The organism is Novosphingobium sp. BF6 (assembly GCF_058273105.1).
This window is the reverse complement of record NZ_CM177776.1, coordinates 1,253,908-1,271,951: the sequence shown is the minus strand read 5'-3', so window position 1 is coordinate 1,271,951 and position 18,044 is coordinate 1,253,908. Positions and strand designations below refer to the sequence as shown.

Sequence of the window (18,044 nt, the reverse complement as noted above, 5' to 3'; positions counted from 1 at the left end):
AACCACAAGGACTGAGAGGCTGGTATGGAGCAAGGCAACACCATGATGAAGCAGGTCCAAACAGCCTCCAGGGTCTCGGAATGCTCTAGCTCGCAGTCTCGACCCATTGCCGGAACGATACCTTTTCGAGGCTGATGGCGCGCAGGCATTCCGGATCGGTAAAGGCCAGCGCGCAGGCATACGTCGATTCAGGTGTAAAGGACACGAGACCGGCACGCGATCCGAATCCGGTGGGAGCGCTCCCGTTCGAAAAGCCGACCTCAAGACTGTCAGGATTGCGGGAAAGTCCGCTGCCATCCAACTTGAGCACGGCCTCCTTGCGAGTCCAGAGTTCGTAAAATGCCGGATTTTTGAGCTCCGGTGCCATGGAACGCCAGAGCGCCCATTCACGGGCCGTGGTGACGTGACGTGCGAGTCCTTCCAGGTCAGGCATGGGACGAATCCGCTCGACATCCACGCCCAACTCGCGCCCGCGCCGGGTAACGGCAATCACGACCCTCGCACCCGAATGAGAGACATTGAAGGAAACATGCCCGTTTTCGAGCACCGGCTTGCCCTTGCCCGACACGACGAACTGAAGCGATCGAGGGCAATTACCGAGATAAGCGCCGAGGATCAGGCGTAAGGCAGCTCGCGATGCGACCTGACGGTCCCGATCCTGCTCGCGCAGATATTGCCCAACTTTCACTTGCTCCTCATGGTCAAGCAAGGCGTTGATCGCGCGTACCTTGCAAGTCTCGTTATCGATGCAAAGCCAGTAGAGATGAATTTCGTCCGGTTCGATCCGTCGACGTTGGAAATCGAAGAGCGGACGAGTACCGGCACGAAACACAATTTCAGCCGACATCGATTGCCAGCCTCGGTCTCGCGCGCCTGGGGACAACTTCAGCGATCGGATCTTCCGGACGGCCCAGGAGCGCCTCGAATGTCGCGCGAATGTCGCGCAGGATATCCCGTATGAGTGCAGGATCGAAATGATCCAGATTCGCGACGAGATCGAACAACAGATCCCCATCGACCGGCGTCACATCGAACCAGAGCGCGGTATGGAGACCGAACACGCGAAGATCGGCACCGAGACGCTCCAAAGCGCGGCGCGCGCCCTCGCTCGACTGCAACGTCAGGCCGATATCGAAAAGCCTGTTGCCGCCAGGGGCCGCCTCTTCGGCGGAAATACCGGCATGTTTCAGGCCCAGACGAACTTCTTCCCCTGCCTTTGCCACGGCCTCGGACAAGCTGTCTGCCCCCATCACCCGGCAGCGCAAGACCGCATGGTTGATGAAAGGCCCGGGAGAGACGGAAAAGTCCAGTCCTTGACGGCACATCACCGGCGATCCGATGGCCACCTCGGTCACCGCCCAGCGCGACCAGACCCAGCTTCGGATCAGTGCCTGAAGTCCTGCAAAAAGTGTCGTTCCGGTGGCGGCACAAAGGCTGCGGAGTTTGCCGAAAACGACGGAACCCATTTCAAAACGTTCGGATTGGCCAATATAACGCTCGCGCGATACAGGCTGAGGAAGGAGATGGCCGATCCTGCCGCCGCCATCGCATCTCCCGCGCCAGAATGCGAGCGCCGCCTCTCCGCCAGGTGTCGTCAGGCGGTCCTGCTGGCGACGCAGGAATGTTATGTATTGCTCGCGGTCGCTGCGGGCCGGTGGAGCCCTCCCCTCCCCCAACGCCGCATAGGCGCGTTCCCAAGCCTTCAGCGTGAGATCCAGCGAAGCACCGTCCCAGACTGCATGGTGCGCCGCGCACAGCAGAACCGCCTCGGAACCTTGTACTTTGACCAAGACGAGGCGCACCAGGGGGCCGTGGAGAAGATCGAACGGTGCCAGCCCTTCGCTGCGCATAATCTCGGAAAGGCATGCCTCCAGGTCCGCCCCTTGATCGAGGTCGACGATCCGTAGTCGCGCCCGCGCAGAAGGTTGAGCGTCAATCCTTTGCACCAGCACGCCTGCTTCAAGTGCGAACGTGGTCCGAAAAATGTCGAACCTCTCGAAAACCGCAAAGAATGCTTGCTCGCAGCGCGAGAGATCGAGGTCGTCCGGAAGGCTGCAACGCTCGACCAGCGTATTCGGCAGTTCGGGCGACTGGAAATGTGCGATCGCCCAGAGACCCGCCTGCAAAGCAGATGCGGGATTAGTTTTCAGCGAACCGACCGGTTCATCGGCGCAGGACTGGGCCTCGGTGGTAAACAGCGCCGCGGCAAGGGCGCGCGCGGTCGGGTGCTCGAATATTGCCTCCAGTTCGAAGGAGCAGCCCAATCTGGCTTCTATTTCCGCAAAGACCCGGATGGCTGCAAGCGAATGGCCCCCGTGAGCGAAGAAGTCATCATCCGCACCCAACGCCGGCGCATCGATCGCGGATCGCATCGCATGGAGGATAGCGACGAGCGGCTCATCCGCCTCTGCATCGTCTGTTCCGATGACCGCATGGATCGGCTGAGAACGACCGGCATCGACCAGCTTGCCCGCCAGCGCAGCCATATCGACTTTTCCGTTCGACAGCCGGGGAAACGACTCTGTGATTTCGATCCTTGCCGGGAGCATGTAGGGGGGCAGACGTTCCGAAAGGATCGAACGTATCCGCTGCACCGATGTTGCAGGGTCCGAGACAACGACGATCAGTATCAACTCTTCCATGTGGTCGTCGCGGGGCGGGAGCACAGCCGCCTCCGTCACGCCCGGAACGGCGAGCGCCGCGATGCGTATTTCCTCCAGTTCGATGCGATGCCCATGATGTTTCACCTGTCGATCGCGGCGGCCCAGGAAGATCAGGTTTCCTTCTCCGTCACGGCGCCCGAAGTCGCCGGATCGATAGATGCGGGTGTCTGGAGCATGCGGCAGGAAAGCAAAGCGCGCCGCATCGCGCTCCGATGCATTGACATAGCCGAGGGCAACGGCGGGACCGCCGATGCAGATTTCGCCGATCGCACCGTCCAGTACCGGGCGCAGCCGGTCGTCCAAAATCCAGATCTTCTGATTACCGATTGATCTACCCACATTCTGAAGTGCCGTTTCCGCACCGAGCCGCTTGAAACTCGAAAATACCGTGGTTTCGGTGATCCCGTAGCCGTTCAGGAATGTGGTCTGCGGGAGTTGCGGCATGATCGCATGCAGCAAGGTCAAATTGACCGGTTCGCCTCCGAATACGACCCATTTCAACCCCGAGGCTCTCAAGCCGACGAGTTCCGGGGCAAGATGATCGAAAGCCGAAGGAACCTGGGAGAGCACCGTAATGCCGTCTTCGGATATCCGTTCGGCCAAGGCTCTGGGATTCCGGCGATCCCGCTCTCCGAGAAGAACGACCCTGCCTCCACGGGAAAGCGGCACAAAGGTTTCCCAGATCGAAAAATCGAAATGGAAGGCATGAAACACGCTCCAAGCCTCCTGCCCATGAGGCGCGATCACTTCTTCTGCGGCCAGAACCAACGATCGCGCCGAGGAATGCGCGACGAGAACGCCTTTGGGGCGTCCCGTCGAACCTGAAGTGTAGATGACATAGGCCGCATCCTGCGGCTGCACCAATCTGCGCGGCAGTGGTTCTCCACCCCGACGCCCCTTCTCGAGGGCGTCCAGGCAAATCCGCCTGCACTTCGGCGGAAACTCTGCCTGAATCCTGTGAATGCGATCCTCGACCACGGCGAGCGCGCCGCTGTCTTCCAGAAGATCGTGCAACCTTTGGGGGGGATCCGCAGGATTCAAGGTCAGGAAGGCATGTCCTGCCTTCAGGATCGCCAACTGGACCTCGACGATCCGATCGGTCCTGTCGAGGTGAATGGCGACGACCCCGCTCTCTTCCCCCAGTTCGTCCATCAGAACATCGGCCAGATGCGTGGCTGCAAAATCGAGTTCGCCGTAGCTTCGGCGCCGTTCGCCATAGACCAGCGCGGTTCTGTCCGGGGCATGCCGAGCCCACCGTTCGAAACCCGCATGCAGCGGCTGGTCATCACCGAGGAATTCATCGGTATCGGCGGCGGGGGTGAGTACATCGGCGACCGGGCAAGCCGGCTCCTGTCCGAAAACCTCCATCATCGCGCAGAACTGTTCAGCAAGTCTTCGTATCGAGGAAGCATCGAACAATGTCGCATCGTAATCGAGGCGCATCGTCCAATGCCCCGCCCGCTCCACGAAAGTGAAGATCAGGTCGAGCTTGCTCTGCTCCAGTTCCGTTTCCGCAAGGCGCACCTCGCCTGCAAGCGCTTTGCCGTGCTTTTCCGGCGTGTTCTGGACGACGACCATGGCATCGAAGAGTGCGCCGAGACCGGGCTTGTCGGATCTTGCGAGATCCCTGACGATGAGATCGAAGGGATAGAGTTGATGTTCGAGCGCACCAAGACAGGTTTCCCGGACACGACTCAGAACATCGAGGAAGGTGTCCTGTCCGGAGATCTTCATCCGCAGCGGCAGGCTGTTCACGAAACATCCGAGTTGATCCTCGAAGCATTGCCGGGTTCGCCCGGCAAAAGGCGCGCCAAGAATGAAATCCGATTGCCCTGACCAACAGTGGAGCAGGATCCCCGCCAGGCTCGTGAATGCCATGAAGGGGCTGGCATCCCGCCGTAAGGCCAGATCTAGGAAAGCGCCGGCGATCCCCGTCGGCAGGGGTATCTGCAATACAGCGGCCTCGCAGGTCCGGTCCATCCTGCGTGGGCGATCGGTCGGAAGCTGCAAACGATGCGGCAAGGGATCGAGGCTCGATTGCCAATAGTCACGCGCCAGTGCGCCCGATGGTCCCGCCAGCCAGCGGCTCTGCCATGCGGCAACGTTGCGGTGCTGCAATCGCAGGGGGTCTTCATCGATCGCAGCCCCCTGCAATGCCGCGCGATAGGCATCTTCCAGCGCATCGACAAGAAGCCCCATCGACCATGCATCGGTGATGACATGATGCTGGGTCATCCAAAGAACGTCAGGGGACCCGTTCGATCGCAGCAGACCTATTCGCAGCAGCGGCCCCGAGGCCAGATCGAATGGCCTGCCGTGCAACCGGCCCAGTACGTCCTCCTGCGCCATATCCACCGGTCGTTCAATCAACTCGGCCCGCAACATGCCCGGTGTGAAGGGATGTACGACTTGCTCCAGTTCCTGCCCCGAAAGCCGGAACGTCGTCCGCAGGATTTCATGACGTTCGACCAGACTGTCCAGGGCCCGCTGGAGCGGGGCAAGTTCCCAGCGCCCGGCAAGCCGGATATCGAGCGGAACATGATAGGCCAGTGACTTGCGCGCATCACGGCTGAGTATCCAGAACCGGCGCTGCGCATGCGTGGCCTTTCCATCCGCTTCCGCGTCGAAGTCGCCCGAATCCAGCGGCGGCGCTTGCGCAATGCGTGTCGCCAGATCGGCCGGGGTCGGCGCCTCGTAGACATCCCGCACCGTCAGCATCAGTCCCAATTCATCGGCAACCCTTGCGATCAGGCGTACGGCTGTCAGCGAATTTCCCCCTGACCGGAAAAAATCGGCATCGGGGCCATGCCTTCCCCCGATCAACGCACCGAAGACCTTGCAAACCCAGGACAGGACATCGGCCGCTTCGGCAACCGCTGATGCGAGTTCCGCGGGCGTTTCCACTTCGAGGAAAGTCCCCAGCGCCCTGAAATCGACCTTTTCGCTCGCATTGCGCGGTACTGCCGCGATTATCAAACACCGGTCGGGAATCATCGTCGCTGGCAAGCGCTCGGCGAGGAATGCCCTGACCTCTTCCGCCCGCAATTCCGCGCCTTCACGCGGCACTACGAAGAGAACAACATCTTCGCCACCGGATTCACTGCCAGAAACCTTGTGCAGAACGGCGTCGCCCACGCCGTCGCACTTTCGCGCAAGGTCGAGAATCGTACCGGGAGCGACGCGAACACCCCGAATCTTGATGAAAGCGTCGCTGCGTCCGACGAAATGAAGAACACCGGAACAAGATAAACGAGCCGTATCGCCCGAGAGATAACTACGCCGATTGCCCAAGGCGGGTACTTCGGCAAATCGCTGCGCGAAAGCCTCGTCGGGATCCAGGTAGCCCAGGGCGAGACAGGCCCCCGTCACTGCAAGCTCACCCTTCATGCCCAGCGGCATAAGTCGTCCAGAGCGGCTGAGGATATGGACGGCACAATTGGCAATGGGGCGCCCGAGCGGTGCCGGAGCTTCATCGGACAGATTCGTGCAGTCCTGCCAGGTCGCATCCACCGTCGTTTCGGTTGCTCCCCAGCCATTGATGAGCCGTGCCTTTCCGCCGCCCAGAACCTGACGGAACGCGCCGACCAGTGCCCCGGTCAGTTCTTCAGCACCGGCAAGCACCCAGCGAAGACTGCCTAGCTGCGCGGCGACACCGAAAGCCCGGCTATATTCCAGCAATGCCCTCAGCGGAGCGGGAACGAGATCGATGACGGTTACATGCTCTGCTGAAATGACCCGCACGACCGCCGCCGGATCGCGTTCTGCACCGGTCTCCAGAAAATGCGTTCGCCCGCCGACGCAGAGAAGGCGCAGCATCTCGCACCAGGCGGGATCGAAAGACTGCGCCGTACGGGCAAGCGATACGTCCTGCTCTCCCAACCGATAGACCAAAGCCAGCCAGCGCATCCGGTTTGCCATCGCCGCATGGGAAACCGCCAGACCTTTAGGCTCGGCGGTGCTCCCGGTCGTGAAGATCACATAGGCGATCCCATTGCCTCTCGCGCCCGGCAGACTGGACCGGGCATCCGGATCGTCGTCGATATCGGCGGTGGCATCGTCCATGTCTATCCAGACCTGCCCGCTTTCCAGGAAACCCGGAGCCGGCCCCTTGCCGATCACGATATCCGTTCCCGAAAGCCGCAACATGACCGTCAGGCGGTCGGCGGTCTGTCCGGGATCGAGCAGCAGGACTCCGGCACCGCAGCGATGGGCGGCCAGTATCCCTACAAGCAGTGCGCAGCTGCGATTCATGAACACCGCAATCGTCGAACCAGCGCCCACGCCTGCCGCAAGCAAGGCGCGGGCCTGCCGCGCGGAACGATCTTCCAACTGCCGATACGTCAGCCTTTCGTCCTTGCAGGACACGGCGATGTTTTCCGGCGTTCGAGCCACCTGATCCAGGAACAGGCCGTCGATCGTATCCGGACCCTCGAAAGCGATCGTGGGTCCGGCAATTTCGGCCAAGTTTAGAAAGTCTGCCTCGTCAAGCAAGTCGAGATCGTCAAGGGCAACCTCGGGTGCCCGAACCGCGTGCGCCAACAACCGCGCAGCGTGGACCGCGAGCCTCTCGATCACCGCAACGGGTGCAACACCTTCCACATGCACGCGCGTCCAATCGTCGCTCAACCACAAGGCGATGACGCCATGATGATCGCCTTGCCTGGCACATTCCCTGCTGCCGGTCAGAAACAAGTCGCCTGCGACAGGCTCCGCCGTCATGCACTCCCCGGTGTCGTCGCCTGCGGCCAGCAGCGCACCGAAACAGAGGCTGCCGCCAAGCTCTCGCCGGAAACGGACCCATTCTCCGTCCAGCCACTCGAACCGCGTGGTGACGTCTTCGTCGAGATATCGGTAAAGCAAGACATGTACGAGCGCGCGCAGGATGTCCTGCATGCTCCACTCGGCTTCCCGGCTGAATGAAGACAAGGCTTCGATCGCGGAATCCGAAAGTTGCACCGAACTTTCCGAGCGACCTTCGGCTCGGTCGTGCGGCCAGACAAGCCCGTTCGCGAGGCGATCATTCTGCGTCACCATGGGGCGCTGCGGAGCCGCGAACGCAGGATGGCCATTCATGAAATCTGCGCCATTTCCAGAACATTGGCCAGTTCATCCACGAAACGCGACACGAGGCGATCCGCGTCCTCGTCGGCAAGGCGTTCCCGGCGATACTCAAGACGCAGATCGCATCGTGCCGGAAACGCCGCGGGGTCGTAATCCACGAACAGCGTAAAGGCGTAATGGAACCGGTCCACCGCCTCGAACCCGACTTCTTCCAGTCCGCCGAAGCCGGACTTCGCATGGTGCATCTGGATGAAGTTGAAGCAGGCATCGAAAAGGTGATCGCGGCCCGCCTCTGCCAACATTCTGGCAAGCGGATACGTTTCGAACGGCGCCATGGCATCGAGTTCGGCTTGCACGGTATCGAGACGCGGCGGCGAGGCCAGGACAAAGGGAGCAACGTTCCAGAACAGTCCGGTTGCGCCCAGCGGATCGCTCAGCCGCGTGGAGCGCCCGTTGACCACGATGCCGATCGGCGGCGGCTTCCCATTGCCCTGCGCAAGTGCGGCCGCGAAAGCGGCCAGGCAGGCGGTCTTCGGACGAATGCCCTGCGTGCGCCCAAGAGCCGCCAATGCGGATGCAAGCGCCTCGGGAATTTTGACATCCTTGCGCGCGAACAATGCCCGGTCTTCCCCGGCCACGATCTGCGGAGCGGGGACGGGCGCAGCTCTACGCCACCGTTCACGCCAGAAGGCCAGCGCGGCACTCGACTGGCCCGCACGGACGTCTTCCGCCACGAATTCTCTATAGCTTGGTCCCGGAGTGACCTCGGCAAGTTCGAGGACGCCTTGCTTGGCAGCCGTGTAGAACGCGGCAAAATCGTTCTCGAGAAGAATGCTGCTCCAGCCGTCCATCACGGCATGATGCGCGGCCAATATCATCTCGAACGCATCCTCGCCGAGCAGAACGAGATGAAGGCGAGCGAAAGGCCCCGAACATTGACCGGGACGAAACCGATGCTTCCGCTCCCCCGCAAAGATTTCCGCTGCACGAGCAATGCGATGATCTTTTGCCAGAGCGGTGAGATCACTGACTTTCAGATCGAATGCGGCTTCCGGCAGCTCGACCTGAACGATTAAACCGTCATCGATGATCGCAAAGCCGGTTCGCAGGATCGGATGGCGGCGCACCAGTGCCTTTGCCGCAAGCGACAAGGCATGTCCGGATAGGCCTTCATCGCGTACCCGCCATCGGGCGAGACAATGATATACCCCGTGCGCAAGCGCGGGTGGCTCCTCTGCCCAGCGCAACATCAGCTGCTGCATTCCCGATATCGGGAATGCACGCTCCCATCCGGCGGGAAGCCGAGCCTGCTGGGTAGCACTCAGCGCCAGTTCGCCCTGGACGACGATCGGCGCCTGCCCTGCGGTGCGGTCGTCGAGAGCACGAGCGAGAGATTGCAGCGTCCGGTGGTCGAGCAGATCCAGCACATCGACCTCGAAACCCCGTTCGCGAAGCGAATGGACGGCCTGGATCATGCGGATGGAATCGCCCCCGAGCCGAAAGAAGTCCGCGTCCTCGTCGATATCTTCGATCTGCAGCGCCTCGCGCCAGACGTCGAGAAGCACGGCTTCGGTCGGCGATGTCACACGAAACGCAGCCTGCGCGGTTCTCATGGCCTGCGCCTGCCGATCGAGGCCGGACGGATCGACCTTGCCGTTCGGCTTGCGGGAAATAGCTTCGATCGCGTGAAGCTCGGCGGGAATCATGTATCCGGGAAGCTTGCTCTCAAGCCCACGCCGCACCTCATCCTCGATCCCGGCATGTTCGCGATCTGCCGGAACGAAGAAGCCCTGAAGCCGCCCCTTGGTCAGGATGACCGCCGCTTCCTCGACAAGATCGATAGCGAAGAGCGCCCGTTCGATCTGTCCCAGTTCGACCCGCCGGCCACCGATCTTCACCTGCTCGTCACGGCGGCCCAGATAGTGAAGCTGCCCTTCGCTGTCCCATGCGGCGAGATCTCCGGAGCGATAGTGCCGCAGACCGTCCGGGCCGGTCGAAAAACCGCCGGTGTCATATGCGGCGGCGCCAAGATAGCCTTGCGCCAGCCCTGTTCCGCGGATCACCATTTCCCCGATCACGCCGCGCGGCACAGCCCTTCCAAGCGGATCGATGATCTCAACGGATTTGCCCGCCGATGGTCGTCCGATCGGCACCCGGGCCGCAGCGAAATCCGGCGGCACGTGATAAAGACTGGTGTTGACTGATGCCTCGGTCGGCCCGTATCCATTGAAAAGGGACAGTTTTCCGGCCAATCTCAGGAAATCCCGCGCACGTGCCGGTTCGGCAGCGGAAATCGCCACCCTGAGGTCCGGAAGAGTTTCGGGCGTCAGCATAGCCAGGAACGGTGGCGTCACCGTCAGCAGGCTGACCCTGTTTTCGCGCAGGCAAGCCAAAAATGCAGCCTGATCCTGCAAGGCACCCTCGGCCGGACAGACCAGGGTTGCCCCGGCGGCCAGTGGCGTGAAGATATCAAGAAGCCCGCCGTCGAAAAACGGAGCCATGAACATCAGGCAGCGATCCCCGCTCCCCACTTCCATCTGCCTGACATGATCGACAACGGTATTGGCAAGTCCTTCATGACCCAACAGGACACCTTTCGGCCGACCTTCGGATCCCGAGGTGAAATATACCGCGGCAAGATCGTCGGGCGCGGGCAGGTAGGGCACTTCGCCGGGTATTGTATCCCACCCGGCGGCCTCCAGGGCCGGACAGATCACCGAAGCATCAGAAAGATCGAATGCCAGATCGACCCGGCTCGGCGGCACGAGAACCGCCCTTGCAGCCGATTGGGCCAGAATGTCCGAAATGAACTCGGTCGGCGCCGCCGGATCGAAGGGCACCACGCTGGCCCCGGACAGCAATACCCCAAGAAACGCGATTACCGTCTCGCTGGAACGCGTCGCCGCGATCGCAACACGTGCACCGCTCCCAATAGCGAAACGCGAAGTCAGGTGGCCGGCAAGCTGCAAGGCCTCGGCTTCCAACTCAGCATAAGTATGAGTCCGTGACGGCGAGATCAGCGCTACGGCCTGGGGCGTCTTGGCGGCCATGTGCCGAAACAGGCCCGCAAGCGTGGCGCCGGCCCCGCTTGGCGGCCCGCCTTGTCCGAACCTTGCAAGCTCCTCCCGTTCGCTGGTGCCGCACATCGCAATGTCGCCAATCTCGACCTCCAATCTCGCGAGACCATCCAGGATCACGTCGAGATGACCGGCCAGCAGCACGGGAAATCCTTCAGGCAGGACACCTTGCGGATCATCGAGGCGATACTGGCCCTTGCCATCATCGCCGAAACGAAACACCAGGCAATCGGGGCTGTCGCTTTCGTGCGCACCATGAACCCGCCGGTCCCAAACAAGCGCAACCACATTGTCGGAGCGAACGGAGGCCGGCTCCCGGTCGTAAGCGCTCTCCGCGACTTGCTGAGATTGCAGAAGCCACTCCCGGCCGTTCATGCGCTCATCCATATCGTAGCGGAAATGGATGAAACCGTCCTCGGCACTTGCATCCCGCCCTGCCCCCAGGGGCGGCCCGGCGAACTCCACGGGCGAGGCGCCGTAGCGATGAAAGACGAGGGCAAGCGCACCTTGCAGGACGGCGAGTTCCGACAGGGGATCACCACCGCAGACCCGGTCGAGAAATGCTTGACTGCCGTCCGAAAGGACAAGCGGCCAACCGCCAACGGGTGCAGGACTACCGCCTCCGAGGAAGAGGTCGCTGCCGGCTCGCGGCTCTGACGCTTCGGACGCACGGATAACCGACGATGTCTCGGTCACAGACAGATCTCCCGCTGAAGATACAGACGCTCGGCCTCACGTCCCTGCGCGATGCAGGCCGTTACGAAACGGTCGGATTCCACCATCGCCAGATCGCCATCCTGATATTCGAGATCGAGGATGTGCCCCACCCAGGGCTCCGCGCCCATCGCATAGACGTAGACGCGGGATGGGTCGAAACAGCTGACCATATCCAGCCCCTCGGCGGCATTGCTGCCGCGCCCGCGACGTGCCTGGTCGTTTTCACGGGTCGTCCGGTGATCGAACAATGCGCCATAGACCCACGACAACGGAGCCCCTTCGCATTCCATTCCCAGAAACAGCGTATCCACCGGGCCCGTAAGTGCACGAATATTGCGGTAAAGCTCCGGCGACAGGTTACAGCTATCGGCCGCTATCAGCATGGTCGCAGTGCCCAGGCGCAAGTGGTAGGTCGTCTTGCTCTGGACCAGAAGATCGTGATGCTCGCCGATGAACGGAAGCGCTGTCAGTTCCCCGTCTGGCCCAAGACGAACGCTTTCCAGTTCGCTCAGGCTTAGAACGTCCTTGAAGCCGAGTGCGGCCAGCATGAGTGCCAGCGACGGGTCCTGCAACGAACCGCCGGTATTGCGGGGTACGATTACCCGGCCGATGCAATGGCGCAGTTGCAGCAATGTCTCGAGAACGACATGGTCATGGTGGGCATGGGTGATAAACACGAAGTCGATGCGCTCGGGAAGATCCTGAAAACTGAAGCGCGCGGGTCCTTCTTCGCCCCCGTAGCTCACCAGCGGGTCGACGAGAATCGAAATGCCGCCGGCTTCGATCAATAGACAGGCATGGCCGAAATAGCGGATCCTAGGCCGGTTTCCCTGGTAGGAAGGTCTGGGCGGCGGCGGCTGTTCCGTCAGCAACGACATGAGTTGGCCAACCTGCCTTTCGTCAAGCACGCCGCCGAAAGCATCGCACAGGCATTCCAGCGAAGTGGCCTTCGTCCGCGCTGAAAACAGCGTATCCAATGCCGGAGAAGCGAAGGAAATCGGGATGTCCAGCGCCCGGGCATCCGGGAGGCGGGGGGTCGAAAAGACGAACGGCCGCTTTTCCTCCTGCCGCGTGATCTTCAGGGAAAGCATCTGCTGCCCGTCGTCGTACAGGGGACTGCTGTAGAGCAGCGCTTCGAAGAAGCGGAAATCGGGCCGATGGTGGCGGTCGTAATAGAGTTCGACCCGCCCTCGCAAAATTTCCGGCACTTCGCGGTAGAGGGCTTCGAGCGAGCCGCCCTTGCCCTGTTCCCGTAGCAGCGCGCCCAGATCCCGAACGGCCTGCGTGAAGGCCATTTGCGCGGCGCATCTCTCACGGGTCTGCGTGACAAGAGTTGCGACCTCCGGGACGAGGTCGGCGGAAAGATCGATGAAAGGGCCGCTTCGCAAAAGAGGATTTCGCAGCGATGCCGCATGAAGGTCTGGCGACTTCACGAAGGATTCCATCGCACGCAACTGGCGTTCGACGACAGTAAAGGCCGCAGTGCCCGGCGATATCAGGTTTGTCCATGCGAACCACCTGCCCACCAGCGGTTCCGCCTGAACGTCCTGGCGAAGGAACAGATTCCCGCTTTTCATGCCTGGTGGAGTACCCGGGGCGAAAGGCGTCTGAGAGCGGAGAAAACCTCGGCGAAAGACGAAAGGACGAAATACCTCGGCTGCAACTCCCTGGGCTGGAAGGACGCTTCCAGTACGCGATCGAGATCGAACGCTTCAATGTTCGCCGCCGCCTCCCGAATATTGCGCATTTCGGCAGTGGACGTGACGATCGCGGCGCCGAGAACTTTGACGAGGCCATCCTCCCTGACAAGGCCGGTCTCAAACGTGAACCAGAACAGCGCCGCAAGACGCCGCATCAGATCGCGGTCAAAATTTCCCCTGAGCGCCACTTCCCCGAACAGACGATGAGCCAGAGCGCCCCGCCTGGTAAGAAGGTAAGGCACATGCCCATAGATATCGTGAAACATGTCGGGCAAGGCGGCGAATTCAAGTTCGGCGCGCGATCGTATCTCTATCGCGACGGGAAAGCGCTTTCGGGCAACTTCCCTGAAAAAGAACGCGTCGTCACTCAATCCGCTGGCCGCCGTCAGTTGCCAAGGCGTGTGAAACAGCAAACGCCTGTTTATCGCGGAAAGGCGGGACAGGGATCTGGCATGACGGTCAAGCTTCTCCAGCCCATAGAGGTATTCGCGGCAGGCATTTGCACAGACGTTGCGGTGATGGCGGGCGACCAGAAGTCGCCACGTTTCGCAATCGGTTTGCGAGTAATCGCTGGACGATCGAGCGCTTTCAATTGTCAGCATATGGCCATTCACCCGCAAAGACCGAACCATGGCTACATCTACGAACAAACCCTCATAAACTTAAAACGAAGAGGATTTTCCAGATCGCATTTTACTTATCGAATCAAGAAATTTCAGCAAATCTATCGAAATAGATCGATCACACAATATTAAAGTGAAAATAAACTTTGCACCAAAATGGTTGTTTCTATTTTTTAATATGAAACCGGCAAATCACGCGCAGCACCCGCGCGACATTGCCTTCCACGCCATCGTCGAGATTCATTATTAACTGACGAACCACACACAGCGAATTGGCGCTCCACGGAACGACCGCGCAAAACCCACCTGCCCCCTCAGCCGCCTTGCCGAGAAAGCCCTTCGAAAGTGCGGTGGCATGACCGCGATCTCATTGAAATGTACCAATCCGGGAACCGCGAACCGGCAGGCGTGTTTTGCCCTTCGCAATTGCCTCGGTTATGCCGGTAAGCAGGGGCAGAAGGTAAAGGGCGGAATGAAACGGCGCGGGCGTTAACGGGTGGGCGCACAGGAGATGGGGTCGATGAAGGGCATGGCGGGCAATGCCGAGGGGTTTCTGTCCTGCGGCGGTGATCTCGCGCGCCGCATTGCCGTGTTCGACTGGTCCGCAACCCCGCTCGGCCCGATCGGGGCCTGGCCCGCCAGCCTGAAGCAGACCCTGGGGTTCATGCTGCCTTCGCCGGTGCCGCTTGTCCTGCTCTGGGGCGAGCAGGGCGTGATGCTCTACAACGACGCCTATTCCCGCTTCGCTGGCGCGCGCGACAGCCGCCTGCTCGGCTCGAACGTCCGCGACGGCTGGGAAGAAGTGGCCGACTTCAACGACAACGTGATGAAAGTCGGCCTTGCGGGCGAGACACTCAGCTACCGCGACCATGTCCTGACCCTGCACCGCGACGGCCATCCGGAACAGGTCTGGCTGAACCTCGACTACTCGCCCGTGCCCGGCGACGACGGCCAGCCCGCGGGCGTGATCGCCGTGGTGGTCGAGACGACCGAGGCCCATGCCGCCCGCCAGGCCCTGCTGCAAAGCGAGACCCGGCTGCGTTTCCTCGACGACCTCGGCCGTAGGGTAAGGGACTGTCCCGGCGCGGATCAGATCCTGGCGATCACCGCGCGGATGACCGCCGAACATCTCGGCGTCTCGCACTGCGCCTATGCCGACATGGACGCCGACGGCGACGGTTTCACCATCCGGGGCGACTGGCACGCGCCGGACCTCTCCTCGATCATGGGGCACTACAGCCTCGCCGATTTCGGCGCGCGGGCCGTGAGCGACCTCAATGCCGGACGCCCGCTCATCATTGCCGACAACCGCCGCGAACTGCCGCCGGAGGAGGCGCGGACCTTCCAGAACATCGGCGTTATCGCCACGATCTGCATGCCGCTGGTCAAGGAAGGTCGCCTCACCGCGCTGATGGCGATCCACGACCGCGACGCCCATACCTGGAATGACTACGAACTCGGCGTGATCCGCGAAGTGACCGAGCGGTCCTGGGCCCATGTCCAGCGGGTCGGCGCCGAAGGGCAACTTCGCGAGCGTGAGGCCTTCAACCGCCAGATCCTCGACAGCGCGATCGACTACGGCATCGTCGCCACCGATCCCGAGGGGCGGATCACGCTCTGGAACGCGGGCGCCGCCGCGATGCTGGGGTGGAGCGAGGCGGAAATGCTGGGCCAGCCGATGGCCACGTTCTTCACGCCCGAAGACCGCGACCTCGGTCGCCCCGCCGCCAAGCGGCGCGAGGCACTGGATACCGGCCGCGCCCATGACGCCCGCTGGCACTTGCGCAAATCTGGCGAGCGGTTCTGGGGCCTCAGCGAAATGACCCCGCTGCGCGATGCGGCAAGCGAAGCGATCGGCTTCGTCAAGCTCATGCGCGACCGCACCCCGGAGCATCGCGCGCAGGAAGCGCTCAACCAGAGCGAAGAACGCCTCCGCCGCGCCCAGCGGGCAGGCGGCGTTGGGCTGTTCTCGATCGACATCCCGGCCAACAGCATCGACGGCACCGAGGAATTCTGGCGCATATACGGCATCGATCCGGCGCAGGAACCGGGCGGCGTCCCCACAACCGATCGGATCGAACAGCTGGTCGTCAAAGATGACCACCACCTGGTCTCAACGCAGTCGCGGCGAAAACAGGGGGAAGCACAGCTCGATGTCGAGTACCGCATCCACCGTGCCGACAACGGCGAGGAACGGGTGATCGCGCGCAAGGCCGATTTCGAATACGACGCCCACGGTCGCCCCGCCCGGATGATCGGCGTGGTGCAGGACGTGACCGACCGCCGCCGCATCCAGCGCGCGCTGGAAAAGAGCGAGGCGCAGTTCAGCACTCTCGCCCAGAACATGCCCAACCAGGTCTGGACCGCCCGCGCCGACGGGCGGATCGACTGGATCAACGACCGCGTCTACATCTACACCGGCCGCTCTCGCCAGAGCCTGGGCAGCGAGGGCTGGACTGAGGCACTCCACCCCGAGGACCGTGCCGAAACCCAGGAAAAATGGGCGCGCTCGGTGGCCACCGGTCATGTCTTCGAAACCGAGTTCCGCCTGCTTGACGCCCATGGCGGTTATCGCTGGCACCTCTCCCGCGCGCTGCCGCTGGTCGATCTGAGCGGCGAGATCAGCGCCTGGATCGGCACCAATACCGAGATCGAAGCGCAGAAGCAGGCCGAGGCCGCCTATGCCCAGGACCGCGACCGCCTTTGGTCGATCAGCCGCGATCTCATGTTGGTCTGCGATCATTCGGGCATGATAACCGCCGTCAATCCCTCGGCCGAGCGGCTGCTCGGCTGGCACGAGGGCGAGATGCTGGGCCGCCGCATCGCCGCCTTCATCCACCCCGACGACCGCGCGGTGACGGCTTCGGCGCTGGCGCGCATGGCCGGCAGTGTCGTACCGGAAGCCGAGGCCGAAGCCGAGACCGTCGCTTTCGAAAACCGTCACCGCACGCGCGGCGGCGACTATCGTCTGATCGCCTGGACCGCCGTGCCGGACGGCGACCGCATCCACGCCGTCGGCCGCGACGTTACAGAACAGCGCGCGGTAGAGGATGCCCTGCGCCAGAGCCAGAAGATGGAAGCGGTAGGTCAGCTCACCGGCGGTATCGCCCACGACTTCAACAACTTGCTGCAAGGCATTACCGGTAGCCTCGACGTAATGCACAACCGGCTGGCGCAGGGGCGCACCGCCGATCTCGAACGCTGGCTCCAGGGCGCCCGCACGTCGGCCGAGCGCGCCGCCTCGCTTACCCACCGCCTGCTCGCCTTTTCCCGCCGCCAGCCGCTCGATCCGCGGCCGGTTCGCGCCAATCCGCTGATCGCCTCGATGGAAGACCTGCTGCGGCGGACCCTGGGCGAGCATATCGACCTCGAATTCGTGCTCTCCGGCGGCCTCTGGCAGACACGCTGCGATCCCAACCAGCTGGAGAACGCGATCCTCAACCTCGTCATCAATGCCCGCGATTCCATGCCGGACGGCGGCAAGCTGACGATCGAGACCTGCAACGCCCATCTCGACGAGCACTACGTCGCCCAGCAACGCGACCTGCGTCCCGGCCACTATGTCTGTATCGCCATCAGCGACACCGGCGTCGGCATGAGCCGCGAGGTGGCAAGCCGGGCCTTCGAGCCCTTCTTCACCACCAAGCCGACCGGCCAAGGCACCGGTCTCGGCCTCTCCATGATCTATGGCTTCGCGCGGCAGTCGGAAGGTTATGCCCGGATCTATTCCGAGGAAGGCATGGGCACGAGCGTCAAGATCTTCCTGCCCCGCCATCGCGGCGTCGAGGACCGGATGCACGGCGAGGACGAAAGCCCTCACCTTCCGGAAGCCGTCGAGGGGGAGGTTGTACTGGTGGTCGAGGACGAGTCCGTCGTGCGCGGCCTCATCATCGAAGTGCTGGACGAACTGGGCTATACGGCGATCGAGGCGGTGGACGGCCCTTCCGGCCTCGAAATCCTGCAATCCGGTCGGCGTATCGATCTGCTTATCACCGATATCGGCCTGCCGGGACTGAACGGCCGGCAGGTGGCAGACGGCGGACGCTCGGCCCGACCCGGCCTCAAAGTGCTGTTCATGACCGGCTATGCCGAGAATGCCGCCGTTGCCTCCGGTTTTCTCGAACCGGGTATGGCGATGATAACCAAGCCCTTTGCCATGGACACGCTGGCGAAGCGGATTCGCGAAAGCATCGAGGATTGAGC

At 62.2% G+C, this 18,044-nt stretch carries 6 protein-coding genes; 1 reads left to right on the top strand and 5 read right to left on the bottom strand.

What is annotated here, in order from left to right:
- Positions 1-85: 85 nt before the first annotated feature.
- From AC4D6D_RS20900 to AC4D6D_RS20880, 5 genes are read right to left on the bottom strand one after another with little or no spacing between them, the layout of a single operon-like run.
- A complete protein-coding gene (locus tag AC4D6D_RS20900) occupies positions 86-847 on the bottom strand; it encodes a 4'-phosphopantetheinyl transferase family protein (RefSeq protein WP_491327449.1) in 762 nt (253 codons plus the stop codon).
- Positions 837-7,697 (bottom strand): amino acid adenylation domain-containing protein, encoded by a 6,861-nt coding sequence (locus AC4D6D_RS20895; protein ID WP_491327448.1) that lies wholly within the window; start codon positions 7,695-7,697, stop codon positions 837-839. The genes AC4D6D_RS20900 and AC4D6D_RS20895 overlap by 11 nt, the downstream gene beginning before the upstream one ends.
- Before the next feature lie 35 nt (positions 7,698-7,732).
- Complete coding sequence (locus AC4D6D_RS20890) at positions 7,733-11,497, bottom strand: amino acid adenylation domain-containing protein (RefSeq protein ID WP_491327447.1); 3,765 nt, start codon at positions 11,495-11,497, stop codon at positions 7,733-7,735.
- The gene (locus AC4D6D_RS20885) at positions 11,494-13,095 is read right to left on the bottom strand and encodes an MBL fold metallo-hydrolase (RefSeq protein WP_491327446.1); all 1,602 of its coding nucleotides are present in this window, start codon (positions 13,093-13,095) and stop codon (positions 11,494-11,496) included. Before AC4D6D_RS20885 ends, AC4D6D_RS20890 begins: the two co-directional genes overlap by 4 nt.
- On the bottom strand, positions 13,092-13,820 hold the full coding sequence (locus tag AC4D6D_RS20880; RefSeq protein ID WP_491327445.1) for a hypothetical protein: 729 nt from the start codon (positions 13,818-13,820) through the stop codon (positions 13,092-13,094). Before AC4D6D_RS20880 ends, AC4D6D_RS20885 begins: the two co-directional genes overlap by 4 nt.
- A 541-nt stretch (positions 13,821-14,361) precedes the next feature.
- Between AC4D6D_RS20880 and AC4D6D_RS20875 the strand changes: the two genes are divergently transcribed.
- A complete protein-coding gene (locus AC4D6D_RS20875; protein ID WP_491327444.1) occupies positions 14,362-18,042 on the top strand; it encodes a PAS domain S-box protein in 3,681 nt (1,226 codons plus the stop codon).
- Positions 18,043-18,044: the final 2 nt, after the last annotated feature.

What these genes read in the sequence shown, in the direction of transcription:
- AC4D6D_RS20880 (WP_491327445.1), bottom strand. Translation starts at nt 13,820, where the DNA reads ATGCTGACAATTGAAAGCGCTCGATCGTCCAGCGATTACTCGCAAACC.
- AC4D6D_RS20895 (WP_491327448.1), bottom strand. Translation starts at nt 7,697, where the DNA reads ATGGTGACGCAGAATGATCGCCTCGCGAACGGGCTTGTCTGGCCGCAC.
- AC4D6D_RS20885 (WP_491327446.1), bottom strand. Translation starts at nt 13,095, where the DNA reads ATGAAAAGCGGGAATCTGTTCCTTCGCCAGGACGTTCAGGCGGAACCG.
- AC4D6D_RS20900 (WP_491327449.1), bottom strand. Translation starts at nt 847, where the DNA reads ATGTCGGCTGAAATTGTGTTTCGTGCCGGTACTCGTCCGCTCTTCGAT.
- AC4D6D_RS20875 (WP_491327444.1), top strand. Translation starts at nt 14,362, where the DNA reads ATGAAGGGCATGGCGGGCAATGCCGAGGGGTTTCTGTCCTGCGGCGGT.